General features: G+C 63.8%; 19 protein-coding genes. 8 read left to right on the forward strand and 11 right to left on the reverse strand.

Annotated elements, in window-relative coordinates; translation table 11 throughout:
- Positions 1–359 precede the first annotated feature (359 nt).
- Complete coding sequence (locus tag LXM55_RS04680) at positions 360–1,985, forward strand: methyl-accepting chemotaxis protein (protein WP_233319108.1); 1,626 nt, start codon at positions 360–362, stop codon at positions 1,983–1,985.
- Positions 1,986–2,056: 71 nt separating this feature from the next.
- Positions 2,057–2,953 (forward strand): DMT family transporter, encoded by an 897-nt coding sequence (locus LXM55_RS04685; protein ID WP_233319110.1) that lies wholly within the window; start codon positions 2,057–2,059, stop codon positions 2,951–2,953.
- A gap of 184 nt (positions 2,954–3,137) precedes the next feature.
- Here LXM55_RS04685 and LXM55_RS04690 read toward each other — a convergent pair whose 3' ends face one another.
- From LXM55_RS04690 to LXM55_RS04720, 7 genes are all read right to left on the reverse strand, one after another.
- Positions 3,138–4,727, reverse strand: a complete 1,590-nt coding sequence (locus tag LXM55_RS04690) for an aldehyde dehydrogenase (NADP(+)) (RefSeq protein WP_233319111.1) — start codon at positions 4,725–4,727, stop codon at positions 3,138–3,140.
- Positions 4,728–4,769: 42 nt separating this feature from the next.
- Positions 4,770–5,765 carry an AraD1 family protein gene (araD1, locus tag LXM55_RS04695; protein WP_233319113.1) on the reverse strand — a complete coding sequence of 332 codons (996 nt, stop codon included), beginning with the start codon at positions 5,763–5,765 and terminating at the stop codon, positions 4,770–4,772.
- 52 nt (positions 5,766–5,817) lie between these two features.
- Entirely contained in the window at positions 5,818–6,993 is a 1,176-nt protein-coding gene (locus tag LXM55_RS04700; protein ID WP_233319115.1) for an L-rhamnonate dehydratase, read from the reverse strand.
- A 33-nt stretch (positions 6,994–7,026) separates the two neighbouring features.
- A complete protein-coding gene (locus LXM55_RS04705) occupies positions 7,027–8,352 on the reverse strand; it encodes an MFS transporter (protein ID WP_233319117.1) in 1,326 nt (441 codons plus the stop codon).
- Between the two features lie 346 nt (positions 8,353–8,698).
- Positions 8,699–9,703, reverse strand: coding sequence for a 4-hydroxythreonine-4-phosphate dehydrogenase PdxA (locus LXM55_RS04710; protein WP_233319120.1), 1,005 nt, complete (start codon positions 9,701–9,703; stop codon positions 8,699–8,701).
- Positions 9,700–10,656 (reverse strand): amidohydrolase family protein, encoded by a 957-nt coding sequence (locus LXM55_RS04715; RefSeq protein ID WP_233319122.1) that lies wholly within the window; start codon positions 10,654–10,656, stop codon positions 9,700–9,702. The genes LXM55_RS04710 and LXM55_RS04715 overlap by 4 nt, the downstream gene beginning before the upstream one ends.
- A complete protein-coding gene (locus tag LXM55_RS04720; protein ID WP_233319125.1) occupies positions 10,649–11,986 on the reverse strand; it encodes an MFS transporter in 1,338 nt (445 codons plus the stop codon). The genes LXM55_RS04715 and LXM55_RS04720 overlap by 8 nt, the downstream gene beginning before the upstream one ends.
- 385 nt (positions 11,987–12,371) lie before the next feature.
- On the opposite strand from LXM55_RS04720, the gene LXM55_RS04725 reads away from it, so the two are divergent.
- The 4 genes from LXM55_RS04725 (at position 12,372) to LXM55_RS04740 (ending at position 16,525) form a co-directional block, all read left to right on the forward strand.
- The gene (locus LXM55_RS04725; protein ID WP_233319128.1) at positions 12,372–13,376 is read left to right on the forward strand and encodes a tripartite tricarboxylate transporter substrate binding protein; all 1,005 of its coding nucleotides are present in this window, start codon (positions 12,372–12,374) and stop codon (positions 13,374–13,376) included.
- A gap of 76 nt (positions 13,377–13,452) precedes the next feature.
- A complete protein-coding gene (locus tag LXM55_RS04730) occupies positions 13,453–13,986 on the forward strand; it encodes a tripartite tricarboxylate transporter TctB family protein (protein WP_233319130.1) in 534 nt (177 codons plus the stop codon).
- Positions 13,983–15,488, forward strand: coding sequence for a tripartite tricarboxylate transporter permease (locus LXM55_RS04735; RefSeq protein WP_233319132.1), 1,506 nt, complete (start codon positions 13,983–13,985; stop codon positions 15,486–15,488). The genes LXM55_RS04730 and LXM55_RS04735 overlap by 4 nt, the downstream gene beginning before the upstream one ends.
- A 92-nt stretch (positions 15,489–15,580) precedes the next feature.
- Positions 15,581–16,525 (forward strand): LysR family transcriptional regulator, encoded by a 945-nt coding sequence (locus LXM55_RS04740; protein ID WP_233319133.1) that lies wholly within the window; start codon positions 15,581–15,583, stop codon positions 16,523–16,525.
- Between the two features lie 16 nt (positions 16,526–16,541).
- Here LXM55_RS04740 and LXM55_RS04745 read toward each other — a convergent pair whose 3' ends face one another.
- The 4 genes from LXM55_RS04745 to cysK form a co-directional block, all read right to left on the reverse strand.
- Positions 16,542–16,919 carry a type 1 fimbrial protein gene (locus tag LXM55_RS04745; RefSeq protein WP_233319135.1) on the reverse strand — a complete coding sequence of 126 codons (378 nt, stop codon included), beginning with the start codon at positions 16,917–16,919 and terminating at the stop codon, positions 16,542–16,544.
- Positions 16,920–17,260: 341 nt separating this feature from the next.
- Positions 17,261–18,124 (reverse strand): DMT family transporter, encoded by an 864-nt coding sequence (locus LXM55_RS04750; RefSeq protein WP_233319137.1) that lies wholly within the window; start codon positions 18,122–18,124, stop codon positions 17,261–17,263.
- A gap of 352 nt (positions 18,125–18,476) precedes the next feature.
- A complete protein-coding gene (locus LXM55_RS04755) occupies positions 18,477–19,415 on the reverse strand; it encodes an aspartyl/asparaginyl beta-hydroxylase domain-containing protein (RefSeq protein WP_233319139.1) in 939 nt (312 codons plus the stop codon).
- Between the two features lie 226 nt (positions 19,416–19,641).
- Positions 19,642–20,616 carry a cysteine synthase A gene (cysK, locus tag LXM55_RS04760; protein WP_060838043.1) on the reverse strand — a complete coding sequence of 325 codons (975 nt, stop codon included), beginning with the start codon at positions 20,614–20,616 and terminating at the stop codon, positions 19,642–19,644.
- A 263-nt stretch (positions 20,617–20,879) separates the two neighbouring features.
- Here cysK and LXM55_RS04765 point away from each other — a divergent pair, with 263 nt between their 5' ends.
- Both LXM55_RS04765 and LXM55_RS04770 read left to right on the forward strand, forming a co-directional pair.
- Positions 20,880–21,725, forward strand: a complete 846-nt coding sequence (locus LXM55_RS04765; RefSeq protein WP_123336222.1) for an AAA family ATPase — start codon at positions 20,880–20,882, stop codon at positions 21,723–21,725.
- Between the two features lie 12 nt (positions 21,726–21,737).
- Positions 21,738–22,916, forward strand: coding sequence for a vWA domain-containing protein (locus LXM55_RS04770; RefSeq protein WP_060838041.1), 1,179 nt, complete (start codon positions 21,738–21,740; stop codon positions 22,914–22,916).
- Positions 22,917–23,013 lie beyond the last annotated feature (97 nt).

Below are 23,013 nucleotides of genomic sequence, written 5' to 3' on the forward strand. Positions count from 1 at the left end.
GGAGAAGCTCATTTTTTCGCCCGGCCCATCGCGCCAGGAAATCTTTACCCGGCCTGGCGACAAGTTTTTTAATCGACCATTCGGTCAACAAAAAAACCATTAGTCAGGCGAATCCGGACTTAATCGATTCACCTACAGGCCGCCCCCTACGGGGCGTGAAGGCCTGAAAACACCCGCCAAGCGGCCTCGCAAAAAATGCTCTCGCCACCTGAAAAAAACCACGAACAGCGAAACGAAGGCTCTATTCTGGGCCTTTCAATATAGTGGCACTTTGCCATATAAAGCGCCCACCCTCCCCTAACAACACCTCTAAATCAGCGAGGGCCGAATGTTTTTTTAATGTTTTTAAGGAGCACATGATGTCGATCAGGAATCTTCGAATCGGCTTGCGAGCCAGCTTGAGTTTTGCGGTGCTGGCCAGCTTGCTGGTGATAGTCGGGCTGTTCTGCCTGGGGCAGATGGCGACCCTGCGCGAAAGCGCAAAAGTCATCGAGGCCTCGTGGATGCCCAGCATCGAGAACATCCATGACAGCGCTGCCAACATCGCCACCATCCGCCTGGAAGCGCTGCGGTTGCTGGTCAATGACCAGCCCCTGAGCCGGGAAAAAAGCAAGCACATGATCGCCGACGAACGCCAGGAACTGGCCCAGCGCCTGGAGCGGCACAAGGCGCTGCTGACCAATGAGCAGGAAGCGGCGATGCTGGAGCGGCTGAAAAACACCATCGACCAGTACACCCGCCTTCTGCAGCAGATCATCGAGCAGATCGACGCAGGTCTTAAAGAACAGGCCTACACCCGGCTCAATGTTGAACTGGCCCCCCTGGGCAGCCAGCTGGACACCGCCCTGGAAGAGCTGATCCAGTTCAACCAGCGAGGCGCCGACAGCGCCGCCGAGGATGCCGCCACGCTCTATGAACGTTCGCAGTGGATCGTCGGCCTGATCATTGCCATCGCCCTGGCCAGCACCTTGCTACTGGCCTGGTTGCTGACCCGCAGCATCACGGCACCGCTGGCCCAGGCCCTGGCGGTGGCCCGGACCATCGCCGCCGGTGACCTCAGCCAGAACGTCAACGGTCAGGGCCGGGATGAACCGGCGCAACTGCTGACGGCCCTGGCCGGCATGCAGGACAACCTGCGCTCGACCATCCGTGGCATCGCCGAGTCGTCGCAGCAACTGGCCTCGGCCGCCGAGGAAATGAGCTCGGTGATGGAACAGAGCACCCGCGGCCTGCAATTGCAGAACGATGAAATCGAGCAAGCCGCCACCGCCGTCACGCAAATGAGCGCGGCCGTGGATGAAGTCGCCGGCAACGCGGTCTCCAGCGCCGAAGCCTCCCAAGCCTCGGACCAGGACAGCCGGCACGGCCATCATCAGGTCAGCCAGACCATCGCCTCGATCCAGCAACTGGTCAGCGAAGTGCTGGGCGCCTCGGAGCAGGCCCAGGGGCTGGCGTCCCAGGCCCAGGACATCAGCAAAGTGCTGGAGGTGATTCGCGCCATTGCCGGGCAGACCAACCTGCTGGCGCTGAATGCCGCGATCGAGGCCGCCCGCGCCGGCGAGGCCGGGCGTGGCTTTGCCGTGGTGGCGGACGAAGTGCGCTCACTGGCGCAACGCACCCAGGACTCCACCGAAGAAATCGAACAGATGATCAACCGGATCCAGCACGGCACCGATGCCACCGTCAGCGCCCTGCAAAGCAGCGCCGAACAGGCCGGGCAAACCCTGCAGCAGGCCAACGGCGCCGGCAGCGCGCTGGAGAAGATCACCGGGGCGATCTCACAGATCAGCCAGCGCAACCTGGTGATCGCCAGTGCCGCCGAGCAGCAGGCACTGGTGGCCCGGGATGTGGACCGCAGCCTGGTGAACATCCGCGACCTGTCGACCCAGACCGCCGCGGGCGCCACCCAGACCTCCGCCGCCAGCCAGGAACTGTCGCGGCTGGCGGTGGACCTGAATGGCCTGGTCACACGATTTATTCTGTAGCGGGTGCGATAGGGTTTGCCATGGACCCAGGCTCTGGGCAACATCGCCGCCCTTCAATCAAGGAAATTGCCGTGAGACTTGTCGATCTCCTGCGCCTGCTGTCACTGGCCGCCATCTGGGGCGCGAGCTTCTTGTTCATGCGCATCATCGCCCCGGTGCTGGGCAGCGTGCCCACCGCCTTCTTCCGAGTGTCGATCGCCGCGCTCGGGTTGCTGGTCATGCTGGCGCTGATGCGGGTCGACTGGAACTTTCGCGGCAAGCTCAAGACCGTGCTGCTGCTCGGCGTGATCAACTCCGGCATACCGGCAACCCTGTATTCGGTGGCAGCCCAGGTGCTGCCCGCCGGCTACTCGGCGATCTTCAATGCCACCACGCCCTTGATGGGCGTGTTGATCGGCGGGCTGTTCTTTCATGAGCGGCTGAGCCTGAGCAAGATCACCGGGGTCTGCCTGGGCCTGTTCGGCGTGGGTATCCTGACCCGCGCCGGCCCCATGGCCTTCGACCATGACCTGCTGCTGGGCGCCCTGTCCTGCCTGATGGCCACCACCTGCTACGGCTTTGCCGGGTTCCTCGCCCGGCGCTGGCTGGATCAGGCTGGCGGCCTGGACAGCCGCCTCTCGGCCCTGGGCAGCATGCTCGGCGCAACCTTGTTGCTGTTGCCGCTGTTCGCCTACAACGCCATCAACCAGCCGCCGGCCAGTTGGGGGGGCTGGAGCGTGTGGCTGTCGCTGCTTGGGCTGGGGCTGGGCTGCACGGCTTTTGCCTATGTGCTGTATTTCCGCCTGCTCAGCGCCATCGGCCCGGTGCGTTCGATGACCGTGACCTTCATGATCCCGCCGTTCGGCGTGCTTTGGGGAGCCTTGCTGCTGGATGAGCCGCTGTCCATGGCGCACCTGTATGGTGGCGCGCTGATTGCCGGGGCCCTGTGGCTGGTGCTGCGGCCGACGGTCACCCCCACCGCTCGCTGACCCGAGGCTCCTGTGGCCACGGCTACGCGCGGGTCGTGTAGCCGCTGCCGCAGGCTGCAAACGGCTTGGGCGGCATCCCGACGCCGCAGACGCGGCAATCTGGCGCCCCCCACAAGGTTCGGCAACAGACCGTCAAGCAAGGCCCTGCGGGCCTTTTCGCAGCCTCGCCGGAGCTTGGCAGCGGCTACGGAGTGCAAAGCGCGGCGCTGCTCATCTCGCCATCCACCAGGCGCCGGATACCCAGCGGGTTGGCATTGCGCAGGGCGTCGGGCAGCAGGGCGTCCGGGTAGTTCTGGAAGCACACCGGGCGCAGGAAGCGCTCGATCGCCAGGCTGCCCACCGAGGTGCCACGGGGATCGGACGTCGCCGGATAGGGCCCGCCGTGAACCATCGCATCGCAGACTTCGACTCCGGTCGGATAGCCATTGAGTAACAGCCGGCCAGCCTTTTCCAGCAACACCTCGGTCAGCCAGCGATGCTCCAGCAACTCCTCTTCCTCGCCGATCAGGGTCGCGGTCAACTGACCACGCAAGCCCTGCAAGGCCGCTGTCAGCTCACTAAGATCCGCCACTTCGATGACAATGCTGGCCGGTCCAAAGACCTCTTCCTGCAGCCGTTCATCGCCCTCCAGCAACAAACTGACATCCGCCTGAAACAGCTGAGGCTGTGCCTGTGCGCCCTGCTGCGGCTGACCCGCCAGGTGCCGCAGGCGCGGATGCTGGTGCAAGGCTTCGAGCCCCTGGCAATAGCTGGCCAACGTACCGCTGTTGAGCATGGTCTGTGCTGCCTGCTGAGCCATCTGTGCGCTGAGCTGTTGGATAAACGCGCTGAACTGCGCTGAGCGCAGGCCGATGATCAAGCCTGGGTTGGTGCAAAACTGCCCCGCGCCCAGGGTCACCGACCCCGCCAGTTCGGCGGCGATCTGCGCCCCCCGAACCTTGAGCGCCTCGGGCAGCAGGATCACCGGGTTGATGCTCGACATTTCGGCGAACACCGGGATCGGCTGCGGCCGGCTGGCGGCCATCTGGCACAAGGCGTTGCCGCCCTTGAGGGAGCCGGTAAAGCCCACCGCCTGGATCGCCGGGTGCTTGACCAGCCACTCACCGACCCCGGCGCCGTAGATCATATTGAACACTCCGGCCGGCATTTCGCTGCGCTGCGCCGCCCGGATGATCGCGTCCGCCACCCACTCGGCGGTCGCCATGTGCCCGCTGTGGGCCTTGAACACCACCGGGCAACCGGCGGCCAGGGCCGCGGCGGTGTCGCCACCGGCAGTGGAGAACGCCAAGGGGAAATTGCTCGCCCCAAACACCGCCACCGGCCCCAGGCCAATGCGGTACTGACGCAGGTCCGGGCGCGGCAGCGGCTGGCGCTGGGGCAAGGCGCGATCGATCCGCGCGGCATGAAAATCGCCACGCCGCAGCACCCTGGCGAACAAGCGCAGTTGCCCGCTGGTACGCCCGCGCTCGCCCTGGATACGCCCAGCGGGCAGAGCGGTTTCCCGGCAGACGGTGGCAATGAAGTCATCCCCGAGGCTGTCCAGTTCGTCGGCAATCGCATCGAGAAACCGGGCGCGCCGCTCGGCGCTGAGGTTGCGGTACAGCGGGTAGGCCTGCGCGGCGGCCCGGGCCGCGGCATCCACTTCCGCCGCGGTCGCCTGGAAGAAGCAGCCCGGCAGCGCTTGGCCAGTGCTGGCATCCAGGCTGTGCAGTTGTACGTCGCCCAGGGCGCTGCGGGCGCCGCCGATGTAGTTGTGTCCAGACAAGCGAGTCATGAGGCATTCCTTGACCGGCGCGCAGGGCCGGTGGTTGAAGATTTACAGGGCACGCACCTGACCGATGGCCAAGGGCTGGGCGCTTTCGCCGAGGGTGTTTTCCAGGGGCGCGCCGAAGGCTTCAAGGCTGATCTGGAAGCGATCGCCGGGGCGCGTGCGCACGCCGTCGGCAAAGGACAGGGTGGCCGTGCCGAAGTAGTGGACGTGGACGTCGCCGGGACGCAGGAACTGCGCGTACTTGAAGTGGTGGTATTCGAGGTTGGCCAGGCTGTGGCACATGTTGTCCTCACCGCTGAGAAACTCCTTTTCCCAGAGCACTTCCGTGCCGCGGATGATCCGGCTGCGCCCCACCAGGTGCCGGGGCAGTTCGCCAACCCGCAGCTCCGGGCCATAGGCGCAGCAGCGCAGCTTCGAGTGGGCCAGGTACAGGTAGTTGCGCCGCTCCATCACATGGTCGGAGAACTCGTTGCCCAGGGCATAACCCACCCGGTACGGCTGGCCATCGTCACCGATCACATACAGACCAGTGAGCTCCGGCTCCTCACCGGCATCCTCGGCAAAGGGCGGCACCGGAAAGTCGCCGCCGGGGCGCACGACAATGCTGCCATCCCCCTTGTAGAACCATTCTGGCTGGGCCCCCACCTGCCCGGCCTCGGGTTTGCCACCTTCCAGGCCCCATTTGAAGATACGCATGGTGTCGGTCATGCCGGCTTCGACCTCGCCGTCATGCTGGTGCATCTTGTCCCGGGCCGAGGCGCTGCCCAGGTGTGTCAGGCCGGTACCGCTGACCAGGCAATGGGCCGGGTCCTCATGATCCAGGGGCGGTAGCACCCGGCCCTGCTGCAACAGTTGCCCATAGTCCGGCCCCGGGTCAGTGCCGCGCCGTTGCGCTTCCTGTTGCAGGCTGCACTGGTTGCGGATGGCCGCCAGGGCCAGCTCACGGGTGCTGACGGTATCGCGCAGTACTCGCAATTGCTGCCCTTCGACCACCCCGACCTGACGCTGGCCGGTGCTGCTGGCAAATTGAATCAAGCGCATGTTCGCTCTCCCACAGGCCTGCACGGCGCCGCCCGCAAGCGGCGCCCGAGGCTTATTCGATGATGTTGAATTCGCTCAGGTAGTCTTCGGAGATTTCCAGGCCCAGGCCCGGCTTGTGATCGTCGAGCTGGATGTAGCCCTTGACCGGCTGCGGCTCGCCCTTGAACACGTAGTAGAAGAGTTCGTTGCCGACCTCGACGTCGAACACCGGAAAGAACTCGGCCATCGGCGAGGCCGTGGTGGACAGCGTCAGGTGGTAGTTGTGCATCTGCCCGGCATGGGGAATCACCGGCACCGACCAGGCTTCGGCCATGGCGTTGATCTTGCGCGCGGCGGTGATGCCGCCGACGCGGTTGGTGTCGTACTGGATCACGTCGACGGCGCGGCGTTCCAGCAGGTCCTTGAAGCCATAGGAGGTGAACTCGTGCTCGCCGCCGGAGATCGGCATGATGCCCATTTTCTTCAGCTCGACGTAGCCTTCCAGGTCGTCGGCGATCACCGGTTCCTCCAGCCAGCGCGGCTCGAACTCGGCCAGTTTGGGCAACATGCGCCGGGCGTACTCCAGGGTCCAGCCCATGTAGCATTCGAGCATGATGTCCACGTCGGGGCCGGCCAGCTCGCGCAGCGCCCGTACCTGTTCGATGTTGCGGCGCATCCCCGCCGGGCCGTCCTTGGGCCCGTAGCCGAAGCGCATCTTCAGTGCGCTGAACCCCTGGTTGAGGTAGCCCTGGGCCTCTTCGAGAAACAGGTCGAGATTGTCATTGGCGTAGAGCTTGGAGGCGTAGGTCCAGATCTTGTCCTTGGTGCGCCCGCCGAGGAGCTTGAACACCGGCTTGTTCACGGCCTTGCCCATGATGTCCCAGAGGGCGATGTCGATCGCCGAGATCGCCGCCATGCCGATGCCCTTGCGGCCCCAGGCGTGGCTCTGACGGTACATTTTCTGCCAGATGTACTCGTTGTCGAACGGGTCTTCACCGATGGCGATCGGCGCCAGGTAGGTGTCGATGATCTCCTTGGCCACCCGCGGCGCCAGGGCACAGTTGCCGATGCCTACCAGGCCATTGTCGGTTTCCACTTCCACCACCAGCCAACCATGGAAACGGAATGAACCCATGGCATCGCCACGTTCGAAGAGGATGTCCGTGGCGTTGGTGCAGAAGTGCGCCTGGGGCGGCACGACGTTGCCTTTCCATTCGAAGACGCGGGTACGGATCGCTTTGATTTTCATCAGGGGGGATTCCTTGCAAGGCTTGGGTAGTGATCAGCCGACCTGGGCCGGTGTGAGCTGTTTAGGGGCGGTCGGGGTGTGCCGGGTGCGCAGACGGGACAGCAAGATGGCGCCGAAGATGCCCACCAGGGCCAGGGCGAACATGCCCGCACGCGGATCGGCGAATTGGCTTTCCATCAAGGTCTTGAGGTTCGGCGCGACAAAACCGCCGAGGTTGCCGATGGAGTTGATCAGGGCAATGCCGCCGGCCGCCGCCGCTCCGCTGAGGTAGCCGGTGGGGAGGGTCCAGAACAGCGGCTGCACGGCGACAAAGCCGGCGGCGGCGAAACAGAAGGCCAGGACCACCGGGACCATGCTGCTACCCAGTGCCGAGGCGGCGATGCCCAGCGCGGCCATGGTCAGCATGACCACCGCCATGCGCCGGTGCTGGCCGCTGCGGTCGGCGTAGCGGGTGACCAGCCAAGTCACCACCAGGGCGCAGATCCACGGGATCGCCGTGATCAGGCCGACACTGAGGCCGACATGGCCATCCAGCAGCCCGGCGATGCGTGTCGGCAGGTAGAACACCACGCCGTAGACGCTCATCTGGATGGTGAAATAGGCCAGGCAGAACTGCATCACCCGCGGGTTGCGCAGGGCGCTGAGGAAACCGTGGGGGCTGCTGTCCTTTTTCTTCGCGTCCTCTTCAGCCAGGGCGTCATGCAGCGCCTGCTTCTGCGCGCCACTCAACCAGCGCGCGTCACCGGGACGGTCCACCAGGTAGAAGTAGGCGGCGATGCCGACCACCGACGCCATCAGGCCCTCGACCACGAACAGCCACTGCCAGTTGGTCAAGCCGAACACACCGTGGAACTCCAGCAGCCACCCCGACAGCGGGCTGCCCAGCACCAGCGCCAGGGGCAAGCCGAAGTAGAACAGCCCCAGGGCCTGGCCACGGCTCCGGGCCGGGAACCAGTAGGTCAGGTAGAGAATGATCCCCGGGAAGAAACCGGCCTCGGCCACTCCCAGCAGGAAGCGCAGGACATAGAACGTCTGGGCGTTGTGGGCAAACATCATCGCCGCCGACACCAGGCCCCAGGTGACCATGATCCGGCACAGCCAGACCCGCGCGCCGAGGCGATGCAACATGTAGTTGCTGGGGACTTCGAAGAAGGCATAACCAACGAAGAAGATGCTCGCGCCAAAGGCGAAGGCCGCGTCGCCAAGACCGGTGTCGGCCTGCAGCGCGGCCTTGGCGAAGCCGACGTTGGAGCGGTCGATGAAGGCCAGGATGTACATCAGGATCAGGAAGGGCAGTAGCCGCAGCCGACTTTTGGCGATGGCGCTGGCAAGTGCCGGCGCGGAATCTGGACGAGTCATGAGGATGTTCCTTGAGTGCCGGTCATGCCTTGCACAAGGGCAAGGCGGGCTTCTTGTAGTTGTTCGATCGCTTGAGGAAATGGCGCGGCGCCCCCCTCAATCGATGGGGCGACTTTAGCCAGGGCGGGCCGTAGCGGCTAATCACTTATGGGCATCCACCGATAACCCAGGGTGATCACATCACCCGGTTTATTGCTCTGCAGGGTTATCGGAAATCAGCACGCGCCGCCAAGCCGGCCGCTACAGGAGGGGCCGACTGCCAGCGCAGGCGATTTCATCAGTGGCAGAAACGAGAACGCATTCCCCTGCCAGCGCAGGGGAATGCAGAAGGAAGGCAATGCTGCCTTCAGTGACGATGGGCGCCCATGCGACAGGCAATGTCGAAGGCCTGGTGAATGGCCCCGGCATTGGCCCTGCCCTGCCCGGCAATATCGAACGCCGTGCCATGGGCCGGCGTGGTGATGGGAATCGGCAGGCCACCCTGGACCGTGACGCCGCGGGAGAAGCCCATGAGCTTGATCGCGATCTGCCCCTGGTCGTGGTACATGGTCACCACCGCGTCGAACACACTGGCGTCGCCCTGGACCTTGAGGAAGATGGTATCGCCCGGGTAAGGCCCATCGGCGGCAATGCCCAGGGCCTGGGCGGTCCGTACCGCGGGGCCGATGATGTCCAGCTCCTCGCGGCCGAAGGAGCCGTTGTCGCCGTTGTGCGGGTTGAGCCCGCACACACCGATACGCGGCCGTGCCAGGCCGTTGCGCCTGAGGGCCTGATCGATCAGCTGGATGGCCTCCAGCACGCGCGCCTGGTCGAGCAGCCCAGGCACCTCGGCCAAGGCTACATGGGACGTCACCCGTGAGGTCCAGAGATTGTCGAGGACATTGAACTCACAGAATGGCCCGTGGAAATCCAGCCGCTCGGCGAACCAGTGCAACTCATCGTTGTGGGCCATGCCCGCCATGTGCAGCGAGGTCTTGTTCAGCGGGCCGAACAGCACCGCGTCAGTGGCCCCCTCGCGGGTCAGGCCCAAGGCCAGTTCCAGGGTGTCAAGGCAATAGCGCCCGCCCATCACGCTGGCTTCGCAACGGGCAAACTCACCCGTTGTGCTACCACGAAAATCATAGAGCAGCGGTGTGTCATCACTGAACGCCAAGGACTCCAGTGAGCGTACCTTGCGGTAGGGGAACGCCACCCCGGCGATGTCCATGCCACGGCGCGTTTCGGCTTCATCGGCAATCAGTATCACCTGGGCCTGGGCCCGTACCTGGGGCTGGCCCAACAACCGGGCGATGAGTTCCGGGCCGATGCCCGCCGGGTCCCCCAGGACCATGGCGATGGTGCTCTTGCTCATGTCTCACTCCTTGCTGGTTCAGGCTCGGGGCGCGCATCCGCACCCGGCTCGCAACGGTAGAGCTGTTGCGCATTGCTATGGAACAGGCGCTGCTGGTCGGCCCGTGGCAGGTCGGCAACCAGCTGCTTGAAACCGCTGAAGATGCTGTCGAACGAACCGCACAGGCTGTCCACCGGGAAGTTACTGGCGAACATCGCCCGCTGGCTGCCGAACAGCTCGATCACCTGGCGCACGATCCAGGCGTTGTCCTCGGCCCGCCAAGCCTTGCCGGGCTGACCGAGCCCGGAAATCTTCACCGCCACATTCGGCCAGCGCGCCAACCGCGCCATGGCCCTGTGCCAAGCCTTGAGCCCCTGTTCACTGCGATCGCTGGGCAGGCCGGCATGGTTGAGAATCAGCCAGGTGCCGGGAAAATCCCGGGCCAGGCGTTCGGCTTCTCCAAGGTTCCACCAGGGGGTCTGCAAATCGAAATGCAGGCCCAGCCCTTCGAGGGCGGCATAGCTGCGACGCCAATGCTCATTGCTCATCAGGCTGCGCACCCGCCCGGCTTCCTGAGGGGTCTGCGGCCCGCCCGGCTTGTGCCGGACACTGCGCACGGCGCGGTAGGACGCCTGCTCGGCAAGCAGCGCGATGGCCTCGGGATGGTCGAGCCAGGCTTGAGCCACCACCGCATTGGGCACCCCGTAGCGCGCCGCCAGTTGCTGGGTGAAACGTGTCTCGCCGATGGGGTCGCTCGGGTCCCATTCGGTTTCCACATACACGGTCTGCACCACCCGGTGGGTGCCGGCATCGCGGAAATAGTCATCGGGAAAATAGCGCCGCTTGATGGCGCTGTAGTCGCCATAGCGAAAATCCACTCGCGCCTCGGGGGTCAGCCATGGGTGGTGGTTGATCGAGGGGTCCCAGAAGTGCTGGTGGGCGTCGACGATCGGTCCGTCCCAAAGTTCAGCCATGGTTCACCTCCTGGGCAACGTCGAGGCTGATCAACAAGGTCGCCAGGACGAACAGTGCCGAACACAGGGCAAAGAAGCCCAGCACCGGGGCGAAGCCACCGGTGAACTGCAGGATCACCCCCACCAGAATCGGCACCGCAATGCCGCCAGTGCTGCCGGCCATGTTCATCACCCCTCCGATCAGGCCAACCCGCGCCGGCGCCGCCAGCAACGCCGGAAAACTCCAGTACAGGCTGCCCCACATCAGGAAGAACGCCGTCACGCAGAGCAGTGCCACGGCGCCGAGCGGGTGGCTCAGGGTCGGCAGCAGCAGAAAGGCCCCCAGGGCAATCACGCCAGAAAATGCCAGCAGGCCCTTGACCGCCATCCCGCGCCGCACACCGCGGCGGATCAAGCTGTCGCAGAGAAAACCGCCGGTCAGGGAACCCAGGGCGCCACAGATGAAGATCACGAAGGTCGCCGCGCCAATGCCCTTGATATCGAAGCCCCGAGCCTGGGCCAGGTAGCTCGGCCCCCAGGTCAGCAGGCCGAAATAGACCATCGCCCAACTGGCCCGGCCGATGAGTAGGCCACACAGTGAACGCCGGGCAATGCCCAACCCCTTGACCGGCAGGCGCGCAGCCTGTGCTGCGGCGGTAGCGCGGCCGGCGTTGATCTTCTCCAGCTCGGCGGCGTTCACCTGCGGGTGGCTGGCCGGGTCGTCACGCAGGTAGCGATGGGCAACCCAGGCCAGCACCAGCGTTGCCACCCCGGCGATGACGAAGGCCAGGCGCCAGGAGTCCAGAACAGCAATCAGGTAGGCAATGATCAGGCCGCCCAGGGCCACGCCCAAGGGGCTGCCGCTGTCCATCAGCACCGCGCCGCGGCTGCGTTCGCTGGGGGCCAGCCACAGCGAAATCAGCTTGCCGCCAGAGGGGAACAGCGGCGCCTCGGCCGCGCCCAGGGCAACCCGGGCGAACAACAGCGACAGGCCGCCGCTGGCGAACGCCGCCAGCACCTGGAAGGTGCCCCACAAACCGGTGGACCAGCCAATCACCCGGTGCGGGCCGAAACGGTCGATCAGCCAGCCACCGGGGATCTGCAACAGCGCATATGCCCAGAAAAAACTGCTGAGGATCAGCCCTTGCAGGCCCGGCGAAAGCTCGAACTCATGGGCGATGGTGGGCATGGCGATGGACAGCGACACACGGTCGATGAGGTTGACCATGGTCAGGGCAAAGATGATCGCGAAGATTCGCCAGCGCACCGTACTCGAGCGCGCGGTGACGGCCGCAGCCGGGGTGGAAACACCGCTATCGGGCAGGTGCAGGGAAGCACTGGAGCGAGCCATGCTGCGTACCTCGTTTTCTTATTGTTGTAATGACTGCGGCGCTTGGCCGGAGCGACGCCGCTTGAGCGCACTATCGAGCCCGCGGTGATAACCGTCTAATCAAAACTTGAGATACACCGATAGCCGGAAGATATCCCTACAAGGCTTTCAGAGAACTCCGAAACAACCACAGGGTTTCCATCGCTCATTCCAGCAAGGCTCTGGACCGGGCATTTCAGCGCTTTCACCGAGCCCGAGCAGCCCCGATCTATAACCCCAGGCTATCGGTATATGTATTGTTTTGAGTAGACGTTGCGTCGCCAGCTTCCCACACTCGGGACCAGTCTTGCGGCCTCAGGCCACGGGCACACCACTCATAACAACTACAAGAACCAGAGGCCCCTCCATGCGCTCAACCTTCGTTCGCTGTACTTCACGTCTGCTGCTCGGTGTCAGCCTGCTCGGCGCCCTGCCCTCGCTGGCCCTGGCCTGGCAGCCGGAACAGAACGTCGAAATCGTGATCGCCGGCGGTCCCGGCGGCGGCACTGACCAGCTCGGCCGGCTGATCCAGTCGATCATCACCAGCCACAAGCTGCTGGAGGTCAACACCGTGGTCCTGAACAAGGGCGGCGGCAATGGCGCGGAAGCCTTCCTCGACCTGAAGATGGCCAAGGCCGATCCGCACAAGCTGGTGATCGGCACCAACAACATCTACCTGCTGCCGCTGGTGGCCAAGCTCGGCTACCAGTGGCAGGAGCTGACCCCGGTGGCCGCCGTGGCAGAGGACGACTTCATCCTCTGGACCTATCAGGACGCGCCGTGGCAAGACGCCAAGGCCTTCTATGAAGCGGTCAAGGCCGAGCCGAAACTGCGCATGGGCGGCAGCCAGTCCAAGGACGTCGACCAGACCCTGACCCTGCTACTGAACCGCACCACCGGCAGCAAGCTGACCTACATCCCCTTCAAGAGCGGCAGCGAAGCGGCCACCCAGCTGGCGGGCAAACACATCGCCAGCAACGTCAACAACCCCGCAGAAAGCATCAGCCAGTGGCGCGGCAATCAGGTCCGGCCACTGTGCGTATTCAGCCGCGAGCCGATGCTGTACACCGACAAGGTCGCCGGCGAGCACTCCTGGTCGGACATTCCCACCTGCCAGTCCCAAGGCCTGGGGATCGACCAGTACCGCTTCCCGCGCACCGTGTTCATGCCCGGCGGGGTCAGCGCCGAGCAGCGAGCGTTCTACGTCGAGCTGATGCGCACAGTCACCCAGACGCCAGAGTTCAAGGCCTACGTGAGCCAGAACGCCCTGGTGCCGAGCTTCATCGAAGGCGAACCACTGAAGGCCTACATCGAGCAGGACACCGCCCGGGTGACCCCGGTCTTCAAGGAAGCCGGCTGGCTGCGCGACTGATCCCGCGGGCGGCCCCCGCCCCGCCTGAGGCTCAGGCTGGGCCGCTGCCGCTCGCCCTTTTTCCGGAGGTGCAAGCATGTCCCGTCCCGCAGATTCATCGTCACTCCTGGGCACCCGCTGGGTCGAGCTCGGGCTGGCCCTGTTCACCGCCCTGGTCGGCGCCCTGGTGATGCTCGGCAGCGTCGAACAAGGCATCGGCTGGGGCGACGCCGGCCCCGAGCCCGGGTATTTCCCGTTCTACATCGGCCTGCTGCTCAGTGGCGCCAGCGCCGCCAACGCCCTGCTCACCGGAATGCGCTGGCGAGCCTTGGCCCTGGCCTTCGTCAGCCGCCCGGCGTTCGTCCAGGTGCTCTCGGTGTTCATCCCGATTGCCCTGTTCGTCGCGGCCATGCCCTTCACCGGGATCTACCTGGCCTCGGCGCTGTTCATCGCCTGGTTCATGTGGCGCGACCGCCTGCGAGCCAGGCCCTATGGCCGCTGGATGATCGGCTGCGTGTCCCTGGGAGCGGTGCTGGCCAGCTACCTGATCTTCGCCCTGTGGTTCAAGGTGCCGCTGGACGCCGGGCCGCTGGGTGACTGGCTGGCCCTGGCCGGGAGTTGCCTGAAATGAGCGAGTTCGACTCTTTGCTGCACGGCATGAACCTGATCCTCACTCCCGGGCATATCGGCCTGATGGTGGTGGGCGTACTGCTGGGCATCCTGGTCGGTGTGCTGCCCGGCCTCGGCGCGCCCAACGGAGTGGCCCTGTTGTTGCCGCTGACGTTCAGCATGACGCCGGTGTCGGCGATCATCCTGCTGTCGTGCATGTACTGGGGGGCGTTGTTCGGCGGGTCGATCACCTCGATCCTGTTCAACATTCCCGGCGAACCGTCATCGGTGGCCACCACCTTCGACGGCTATCCCATGGCTCGTCAGGGGCGAGCCGCCGAAGCCCTGACCGCGGCCTTCAGTTCGGCCTTGATCGGCGCCCTGTGCGGAGTGTTGCTGCTGACCTTCCTGTCGACGCGGATTGCCGAGTTCGCCCTGTCCTTCAGCTCGCCGGAATTTTTCGCGGTGTACCTGCTGGCCTTCTGCACCTTTATCGGCATGAGCAACAACCCGCCGCTGAAAACCCTGGTGGCGATGATGCTCGGCTTCGCCATGGCGGCCGTCGGCATGGACACGGTATCGGGCAACCTGCGCCTGACCTTCGACCAGCCGATGCTGATGACCGGCATCAGCTTCGAAGTGGCGGTGATCGGCCTGTTCGGCATCGGTGAGATCCTCTGTACCGTGGAGGAAGGCCTGGTATTTCGCGGCGAGCACGCGCGGATCACGCCCATGATCATCCTGCGCACCTGGGCGCGCTTGCCGCGCTATTGGCTGACCCTGCTGCGCAGCACCCTGGTGGGCTGCTGGATGGGCATCACGCCCGGCGGCCCCACCGCGGCCTCATTCATGAGCTACAGCCTGGCGCGGCGCTTCTCCAAGCACCGCGAACACTTCGGCAAGGGCGAAATCGAGGGCGTGATCGCCCCGGAAACCGCCGACCACGCGGCGGGCACCAGTGCCCTGCTGCCGATGCTGACCCTGGGCATTCCCGGTTCCGCCACTGCGGCGGTGATGCTCGGCGGCCTGATGATCTGGGGCCTGCACCCGGGGCCGACGCTGTTCGTCGAACAACACGATTTTGTCTGGGGCCTGATCGCCAGCATGTACCTGGGCAACGTGGTCAGCCTGATCGTGGTGCTGGCCACCGTGCCGCTGTTCGCTTCGATCTTGCGGATTCCGTTCTCGATCATCGCGCCGATCATCATCATGGTCTGCGCCATCGGGGCCTACTCGGTGCACAACGCCTTCTTCGACGTGGTCTTGATGCTCGGCTTCGGCGCCCTGGGCTACCTGTTCAAGAAGCTCGGCTACCCCATCGCCCCCTTGGTGCTGGCGGCGGTACTGGGGGACAAGGCCGAGGATGCGTTCCGCCAGTCGATGCTGTTCTCCGATGGGCAACTGGGGGTTTTCTGGTCCAACCCGCTGGTGGGCTGCCTGACCAGCGCCGCCCTGCTGATGCTGTTCTGGCCGCTGCTGTCTGCTGCCCTGCAAGGCCTGTTTCAGCGCCGCGTCGAAAACTGATCGAACAGCCAGCCCCACTCTTGATGCAGCCCCTGGCAACGCCTGGCATTTATTGTCAGGCTTGCCCCTGCCTTCTACTGCGAGCCCGGCCCATGACCAAGATTCCTGATGCCAATGTGATTCACAGCCGCCTGCGCCTGCGACAGCTGCGGCTGATGCTGGCCTTGCAGGAGTTTGGCTCGCTGCGCCGTGCCGCGGACAACATCGGCATGACCCAGCCGGCGGCCACCAAGATGCTCCACGAAGCAGAGGACCTGCTGGGCGTGGAGCTGTTCGAACGCCTGCCTCGGGGCATGCGCCCCACGCCCTTCGGCGAGACGGTGATCTATTACGCGCAGATGGTCTTCGCCGAGATCAGCGGCATGCGCGAGGAACTGGTGGCACTGGAATCCGGCAACCTCGGGCGGGTCGCCGTGGGGGCCATTCCGGCCCTGGCCTCGGGCCTGCTGACGCGCACCATCGCCACCCTCAAGCAAAGCCATCCCCGGTTGTCGATGAGCATCCAGGTCGACACCAGCGACGTGCTGGTCCAGGCCCTGCTGCAGGATCAACTGGACATTGTCCTGGGGCGGATTCCTGCCGGTGCACGGGCCGAGGAACTGCTCTTCGACAGCCTCGGTGAAGAAGCCCTGTGCGTGATCGCCGGGGCACAGAATCCTCTGGCACAAGCCACCCGCCTGGACTGGGCGCAACTGCAGAACGAAACCTGGGTGCTGCAACAGCACCCCAGCCCCATGCGTTCGATCATCAATCAAGTGTTCCACAACGCCCGGGTCGACATCCCCAGCAGCATCGTCGAGACCACGTCGATCATGACCCTGCTGTCGTTGGTGCAACAGACCGACATGATCGGCGTCACGCCGGTCTCGGTGGTCGAGGACTACCCTGGGCGCGATCTGCTGGCGGTGCTGCCGATCCAGTTCGAGGCGCGCCTGCCCCCCTTCGGGCTGATCACCCGACGACATCGCATTCAGTCGTCGGCGATGCAGGCCTTCATGAGTTCAGTGCGCAAGGAACATGAGCTGAGCCGCACCTGAGTGCCGACAAAGAGCCCTATGGAACGCTCAGGGTAATCAGGTAGGTGCCGGAAGTAATGACCTTGCCGGACGGGTCGACGAAGGCGTAGTGCTGATCGTAGTAGCGTCCGCCAGGACCGCTGTCGGCCAGCAGCTTGAGCTTGACCGGGGAACGATCCAGAGAGCTGACGCTGGCCACTGAACCGACACGGGTCACATCGATCGCGCCACCACGGGAGCCTTGTGGGCACTGGCGCAGACTCAACCCGGTGCCAGCAGCACTGGAAGCGCAATTGGCTTCGACAATACTGCCAGTAAAGCGGATGACTCCCTGGGCCACGGGAGCAGCGGCGAAACAACTGCTCGACAGGCCCAAAAGCAAGCCGACCGCTGTTGAAACGAGCACTACTTTCATACTGACTCTCCTTTGTATAAGGACTATGTCGTCAGTCTAGATACCGGCTTTAATTTTTAAGGTTTGTCTTATGGACAGCTTTGGAATACCCCAAAAAAAGTCCAAACATCTGGTTATCAAAAGGAGCTTGAAGGTTCGACTCAGCGACTGCTCATGCCCCTTCAAGGCTTTGAAGTCAGCCTTTTTTTCAACCGGCAGAGACCTTTACGACAATAGTGGCATATAGCCACCATTCTTGCTTATAGTCGATCATTCATAGAATCAATGAGCCAGAAAACGACCGGGCATTGCACCCGGTCGCAGGCCAGGGCGGCCGTCAGAAAACTCACCGCCCTGGACACTCAAGCGCCCTTACGGAACACGAAGACCAAGCCGACAATGATCAGGCCCATGCCCATCAGGCTCAGCAGCGCCAGACGATTGCCGAAAAAGATAAAGTCCATCAATGCGGTCACCGCCGGCACCAGGTAGAACAGGCTGGTGACATTCACCAGGTTGCCCTGGGCGATCAACCGGTACAGCAGCAGCGTGGCCAGTACCGACACCACCAACCCCATCCACAGCAGCGGAATCACGAAGCCGGCGCTGTACTCGAAGTGAAACGGCTGGAACGGCACGAACAGCGCACACAGCACCAGGCCCGCCAGGTACTGCACCGGCAGCGTGCCCAAGGGGTTGTCGGTAATGCGCTTCTGCATGATCGAACCAGCCGTCATGCTGACCAGCGCCAGCAGGCCGCAGAGCATGCCGGAGACGGATATCCCCGCCAGACCGATGCCCTGGTACACCACCATGATCAGCCCGGCGAGCCCCAGGCTGAGGCCGAACAGACGGCTCCAGGAGCGCTGGCGCTCCATCAGCACCACCGTGAGGATCGGCTGCACCCCCATGATGGTGGCCATCACGCCTGGGGTGACTTTCAGGTCCAGGGCCAGGATGTAGAAGATCTGGTAGGCCCCCAGCAGCACCAGGCCGGTGGCCATGGCAAAGCCCACCGCCCGGCGTCCCTGGGGCAACCTGAGCTTGAGCAGGGGCACCAGCAGCACCAGGCCGATCAGGGCAATGACAAAGCGCAACAGCAGGAAGGCAAAGGGCGAGGCGTGGGCCAGCCCCCATTTGGAGAAAATTGCGCCGCTGCTCCAGAGCAGGACGAACAGGCTCGTGGAAGCCGCCGCCAACGCGGACTTTTTGCAAATGAGCAACATGAATACCACCTGTAATCAGGCAAGAAGCCAATTCAGCCGAGGCTGAAGTTCAGTAGTGTTTGTTTCAGGCGGGCGCAGGGAACAGCAGCGATTGCTGATCAGCCCGAGAAGCCAACGCCCGGCGGTGATACGACTGCGTACACCGGCGTGCTACTGACAGGTGGGGGGTACTGACCGATCTCTACAGGCTGCTGATTCCCGCACGGCACGACGCCAGCGTTGACCGCTGAAAGCACTACCGCGTTGAGAGGGGAAAAGGCCATGTACTGATGGTTCTCGAAGGGAAAAAACCGTGAGTCGGCAGACTCATCGAGCGCCGAATATACCCAGCGCCCGATAGTTATTGCAAGATTTATCCGAACAGCCACTTCCACAGAATCACCAGCACCAGCACCGCCAGCACCGGGCGCAGAATGCGGTAGAGCTTGGGATTGCGGCGCTTCCACTGCTTGACCACGCCACTGAAGCTGTCGCTGAAACGCTTGCTCCAGGCATAAGCCTGGTTGATCCCGCCGACGCGTTCGTCGTCGAGGTTCTGTGGCGCGGTGGCACGGCCCAGCTGGGCGCTGACCCAGCGGTTGATGCGCGTCATCAACGGGCTGCTCAACGGCCGCTCGATGTCGCAGAACAGGATCACCCGAGTGACGTCGGTTTCGTTCTTCACCCAGTGCACATAGGTTTCGTCGAACATCACGTCTTCACCGTCGCGCCAGGCGTATTCCTCGCCATCGACGAAAATCCGGCAAGCATCGGAGTTGGGCGTCGACAGGCCTAGGTGATAACGCAGGGAACCGGCAAAGGGATCGCGGTGCGGGTTGAGGTGGCTGCCACCGGGCAGCAACGCGAACATCGCGCCCTTGACGTTGGGAATCGCGCTCACCAGCTCGACCGTCTTCGGGCACAGAGCGGCGGCCGAGGGCAGTGGCTTGTCGTACCACTTGAGGTAGAAACGCTTCCAGCCTTTCTTGAAGAACGAGCCGAAGCCGGCATCGTTGTTCTTCTCGGCCGCGCGGATATAGCCCTCATCAAACAGATGCATGGCCTCTTCGCGGATCACTTCCCAGTTGTCCCGCAGGATGTCCAGTTCAGGGAACTTGCTGCGGTCCAGGTAAGGCTTGGAAGGCACCCCGGAAAACAGGTACATCAGGGCGTTATAAGGGGCGAACAGCGCCGAATGGTTGACGAACTGGCGCAGTACCGGCAGACGCGCCTTGCCGCGCAGATGCACGTAAAGGATGCTGCCGACGAACAGCGACAACACCGCGAACTTGGCGGCAAAGGAAAAGCTCATGCAACGACTCCTTGGAAATAGGCACCTGTGGAGGGAGTGTTCACCCGACCTGGCAGCCGGCAATGATAAACACTCCTGGCACCTGGAAAAACCCGCACAACCCAACATTCAGTGTTAACGGCCGTGCAACAAAGGCGCTTAAGTAGCATAAGCGGCCAGGCCCTTGCCTGATGTGGATCAGCATTCGCCGGCGAGCCAGCGCCTGCCGACGAACACCCGGGGTGCGTTACTGCTGGTTTTCCTGCTCGGTGAACAGGTCGCTGAACAGCATGCTCGACAGGTAGCGCTCGCCGGAGTCCGGCAGGATCACCACGATGGTCTTGCCCTGCATTTCCGGGGTTTCCGCCAGACGCACCGCCACCGCCATGGCGGCGCCGCAGGAAATCCCGCAGAGAATCCCCTCCTCCTGCATCAACCGCAGGGCCATGGCCTTGGATTCTTCATCGGTCACCAGCTCCACCCGGTCGACCATGGCCAGGTCGAGGTTCTTCGGCACGAAACCCGCGCCGATGCCCTGGATCTTGTGGGGGCTGGGCTTGATCTCTTCACCGGCGAGCTTCTGGCTGATCACCGGCGAAGTCGCCGGCTCCACCGCCACCGACAGGATCGGTTTGCCCTGGGTCTTCTTGATGTAGCGCGACACGCCGCTGATGGTGCCGCCGGTGCCGACCCCGGCCACCAGCACGTCCACGGCGCCGTCGGTGTCGTTCCAGATTTCCGGACCGGTGGTTTTCTCGTGGATCGCCGGGTTGGCCGGGTTATCGAACTGCTGCGGCATGAAGTACTTGGACGGATCGCTGGCCAGGATCTCGGCGGCCTTTTCGATCGCCCCCTTCATGCCCTTGGCCGGTTCGGTCAACACCAGCTCCGCGCCCAGCGCCTTGAGCACCTTGCGCCGTTCGATGCTCATGGACGCTGGCATGGTCAGCATCAGTTTGTAGCCACGGGCGGCAGCGACGAAGGCCAGGCCGATCCCGGTGTTGCCCGAGGTCGGCTCGACGATGGTCATGCCCGGCTTGAGCTTGCCGCTGCTTTCAGCGTCCCAGATCATGTTGGCGCCGATCCGGCACTTCACCGAGTAGCCCGGGTTACGCCCTTCGATCTTGGCCAGGATGGTCACCCCGCGCGGGGCGATGCGGTTGATCTGCACCAAGGGCGTATTACCGATGGAATGGGCGTTGTCAGCAAAAATTCGGCTCATGGCTGGGTCCTTATGCAGCAGTGAAGAAGTCCTCAAGGGTATGCCTGGCGCCCTTGAGCGTCCAGTCGCACCGCTGGGCCTGCAGGCCGCCCACGAGCGGCACCCGCGCAGACTGACCAAGTCACCCCGTGACGCTCCATTCAGAGACTGAATGGGGCGTCTACGTTCACAGTCGACCGGGCAGCGCGTTATAGTCGCGCCATCACTCCCCATTCAATCGACCTGCCCCGGGCAGCTCGCCGTCACCGTTCGAGGAATTGCAGATGAAGTTCGAAGGCACCCGCGCCTACGTCGCCACCGATGACCTGAAGCTGGCAGTCAACGCCGCCATCACCCTGGAGCGTCCGCTGCTGGTCAAGGGCGAACCCGGCACCGGCAAGACCATGCTCGCCGAGCAACTGGCCGAATCCTTCGGCGCCAAGCTGATCACCTGGCACATCAAGTCCACCACCAAGGCCCACCAGGGCCTGTACGAGTACGACGCGGTCAGCCGCCTGCGCGACTCGCAACTGGGCGTGGACAAGGTCCACGACATCCGCAACTACCTGAAGAAGGGCAAGCTCTGGGAAGCCTTCGAATCCGAGGAGCGGGTGATCCTGCTGATCGACGAGATCGACAAGGCTGACATCGAGTTCCCCAACGACCTGCTGCAAGAGCTCGACAAGATGGAGTTCTACGTCTACGAAATCGACGAGACCATCAAGGCCAAGCAGCGGCCGATCATCATCATTACCTCCAACAACGAGAAGGAACTGCCGGACGCCTTCCTGCGTCGCTGCTTCTTCCATTACATCGCCTTCCCCGACCGCACTACCCTGCAGAAGATCGTCGACGTGCATTACCCGGACATCAAGAAGGACCTGGTCAGCGAAGCCCTGGACGTGTTCTTCGACGTGCGCAAGGTGCCGGGCCTGAAGAAGAAGCCCTCGACCTCGGAACTGGTGGACTGGCTCAAGCTGCTGATGGCCGACAACATCGGCGAAGCAGTGCTGCGCGAGCGCGATCCGACCAAGGCCATCCCGCCGCTGGCCGGTGCCCTGGTGAAGAACGAGCAGGATGTACAGCTGCTTGAGCGCCTGGCCTTCATGAGCCGTCGCGGTAGTCGTTAAGAGGCTGATGCCATGCTGCTCAACCTGTTCAATGAAATGCGCGCCGCCAAGGTGCCGGTGTCGGTGCGCGAACTGCTGGACCTGATCAACGCGCTCAAGCAACGCGTGACCTTCGCCGACATGGACGAGTTCTACTACCTCGCCCGGGCGATCCTGGTGAAGGACGAACGGCATTTCGACAAGTTCGACCGGGCTTTCGGCGCCTACTTCAACGGCCTGGAAAAACTCGACGACCACTTGCAGGCGCTGATCCCCGAGGATTGGCTGCGCAAGGAGTTCGAGCGCTCGCTGACGGATGAGGAGCGAGCGCAGATCCAGTCCCTGGGCGGCCTCGACAAGCTCATCGAAGAGTTCAAGAAACGCCTGGAAGAACAGAAGGAACGCCACGCCGGCGGCAACAAGTGGATCGGCACCGGCGGCACCAGCCCGTTCGGCTCCGGCGGCTTCAACCCGGAAGGCATCCGTGTCGGCGACGCCGGCAAGCGCCAGGGCAAGGCGGTGAAAGTCTGGGACCAGCGCGAGTACAAGAACCTCGACGACTCGGTGGAACTGGGCACCCGCAACATCAAGGTGGCGCTGCGCCGCCTGCGCAAGTTCGCCCGCCAGGGCGCCGCGGACGAGCTGGACATCGACGGCACCATCGACCACACCGCTCGCGACGCCGGGCTGCTGAACATCCAGATGCGCCCGGAACGGCGCAACAACATCAAGCTGTTGTTGCTGTTCGATATCGGCGGCTCCATGGATGCCCACGTGAAGATCTGCGAGGAACTGTTCTCGGCCTGCAAGACCGAGTTCAAGCACCTGGAGTACTACTACTTCCACAACTTCATCTATGAGTCGGTGTGGAAGAACAACCTGCGCCGCGGCTCGGAACGCACCTCGACCCAGGACCTGTTGCACAAGTACGGCGCCGACTACAAGGTGATCTTCGTCGGTGATGCCGCCATGGCGCCTTATGAAATCACCCAGGCCGGCGGCAGTGTCGAACACTGGAACGAGGAAGCCGGTTATGTGTGGATGCAGCGCTTCATGGAGAAGTACAAGAAGCTCATCTGGATCAACCCCTACCCGAAGGACACCTGGGGCTACACCGCCTCGACCAACATCGTTCGCGAGTTGATCGAGGACCAGATGTACCCGCTGACCCTGCGCGGCCTGGAAGAAGGCATGCGTTTCCTGTCCAAGTAAGCGCCGCAGGGCCGTCAAGCAAGGCCCTGCGGGCCTTTTCGCGGCCTCGCCATGGCTCGACAGCGGCTACAGAGCCCCCTGTAGCCGCTGCCGCAGG

Source organism: Pseudomonas sp. Au-Pse12, from assembly GCF_021341665.1.
Classification (GTDB): Bacteria; Pseudomonadota; Gammaproteobacteria; order Pseudomonadales; family Pseudomonadaceae; genus Aquipseudomonas.

Excerpts from the sequence above, each read along its gene's own strand:
- LXM55_RS04730 (WP_233319130.1), top strand. The coding sequence starts at position 13,453 with ATGTCCCGTCCCGCAGATTCATCGTCACTCCTGGGCACCCGCTGGGTC.
- LXM55_RS04710 (WP_233319120.1), bottom strand. The coding sequence starts at position 9,703 with ATGAGCAAGAGCACCATCGCCATGGTCCTGGGGGACCCGGCGGGCATC.
- cysK (WP_060838043.1), bottom strand. The coding sequence starts at position 20,616 with ATGAGCCGAATTTTTGCTGACAACGCCCATTCCATCGGTAATACGCCC.
- LXM55_RS04755 (WP_233319139.1), bottom strand. The coding sequence starts at position 19,415 with ATGAGCTTTTCCTTTGCCGCCAAGTTCGCGGTGTTGTCGCTGTTCGTC.
- LXM55_RS04735 (WP_233319132.1), top strand. The coding sequence starts at position 13,983 with ATGAGCGAGTTCGACTCTTTGCTGCACGGCATGAACCTGATCCTCACT.
- LXM55_RS04720 (WP_233319125.1), bottom strand. The coding sequence starts at position 11,986 with ATGGCTCGCTCCAGTGCTTCCCTGCACCTGCCCGATAGCGGTGTTTCC.
- LXM55_RS04745 (WP_233319135.1), bottom strand. The coding sequence starts at position 16,919 with ATGAAAGTAGTGCTCGTTTCAACAGCGGTCGGCTTGCTTTTGGGCCTG.
- LXM55_RS04690 (WP_233319111.1), bottom strand. The coding sequence starts at position 4,727 with ATGACTCGCTTGTCTGGACACAACTACATCGGCGGCGCCCGCAGCGCC.
- LXM55_RS04680 (WP_233319108.1), top strand. The coding sequence starts at position 360 with ATGTCGATCAGGAATCTTCGAATCGGCTTGCGAGCCAGCTTGAGTTTT.
- LXM55_RS04715 (WP_233319122.1), bottom strand. The coding sequence starts at position 10,656 with ATGGCTGAACTTTGGGACGGACCGATCGTCGACGCCCACCAGCACTTC.
- LXM55_RS04740 (WP_233319133.1), top strand. The coding sequence starts at position 15,581 with ATGACCAAGATTCCTGATGCCAATGTGATTCACAGCCGCCTGCGCCTG.
- LXM55_RS04725 (WP_233319128.1), top strand. The coding sequence starts at position 12,372 with ATGCGCTCAACCTTCGTTCGCTGTACTTCACGTCTGCTGCTCGGTGTC.
- LXM55_RS04705 (WP_233319117.1), bottom strand. The coding sequence starts at position 8,352 with ATGACTCGTCCAGATTCCGCGCCGGCACTTGCCAGCGCCATCGCCAAA.
- LXM55_RS04770 (WP_060838041.1), top strand. The coding sequence starts at position 21,738 with ATGCTGCTCAACCTGTTCAATGAAATGCGCGCCGCCAAGGTGCCGGTG.
- LXM55_RS04765 (WP_123336222.1), top strand. The coding sequence starts at position 20,880 with ATGAAGTTCGAAGGCACCCGCGCCTACGTCGCCACCGATGACCTGAAG.
- LXM55_RS04750 (WP_233319137.1), bottom strand. The coding sequence starts at position 18,124 with ATGTTGCTCATTTGCAAAAAGTCCGCGTTGGCGGCGGCTTCCACGAGC.
- LXM55_RS04700 (WP_233319115.1), bottom strand. The coding sequence starts at position 6,993 with ATGAAAATCAAAGCGATCCGTACCCGCGTCTTCGAATGGAAAGGCAAC.
- araD1 (WP_233319113.1), bottom strand. The coding sequence starts at position 5,765 with ATGCGCTTGATTCAATTTGCCAGCAGCACCGGCCAGCGTCAGGTCGGG.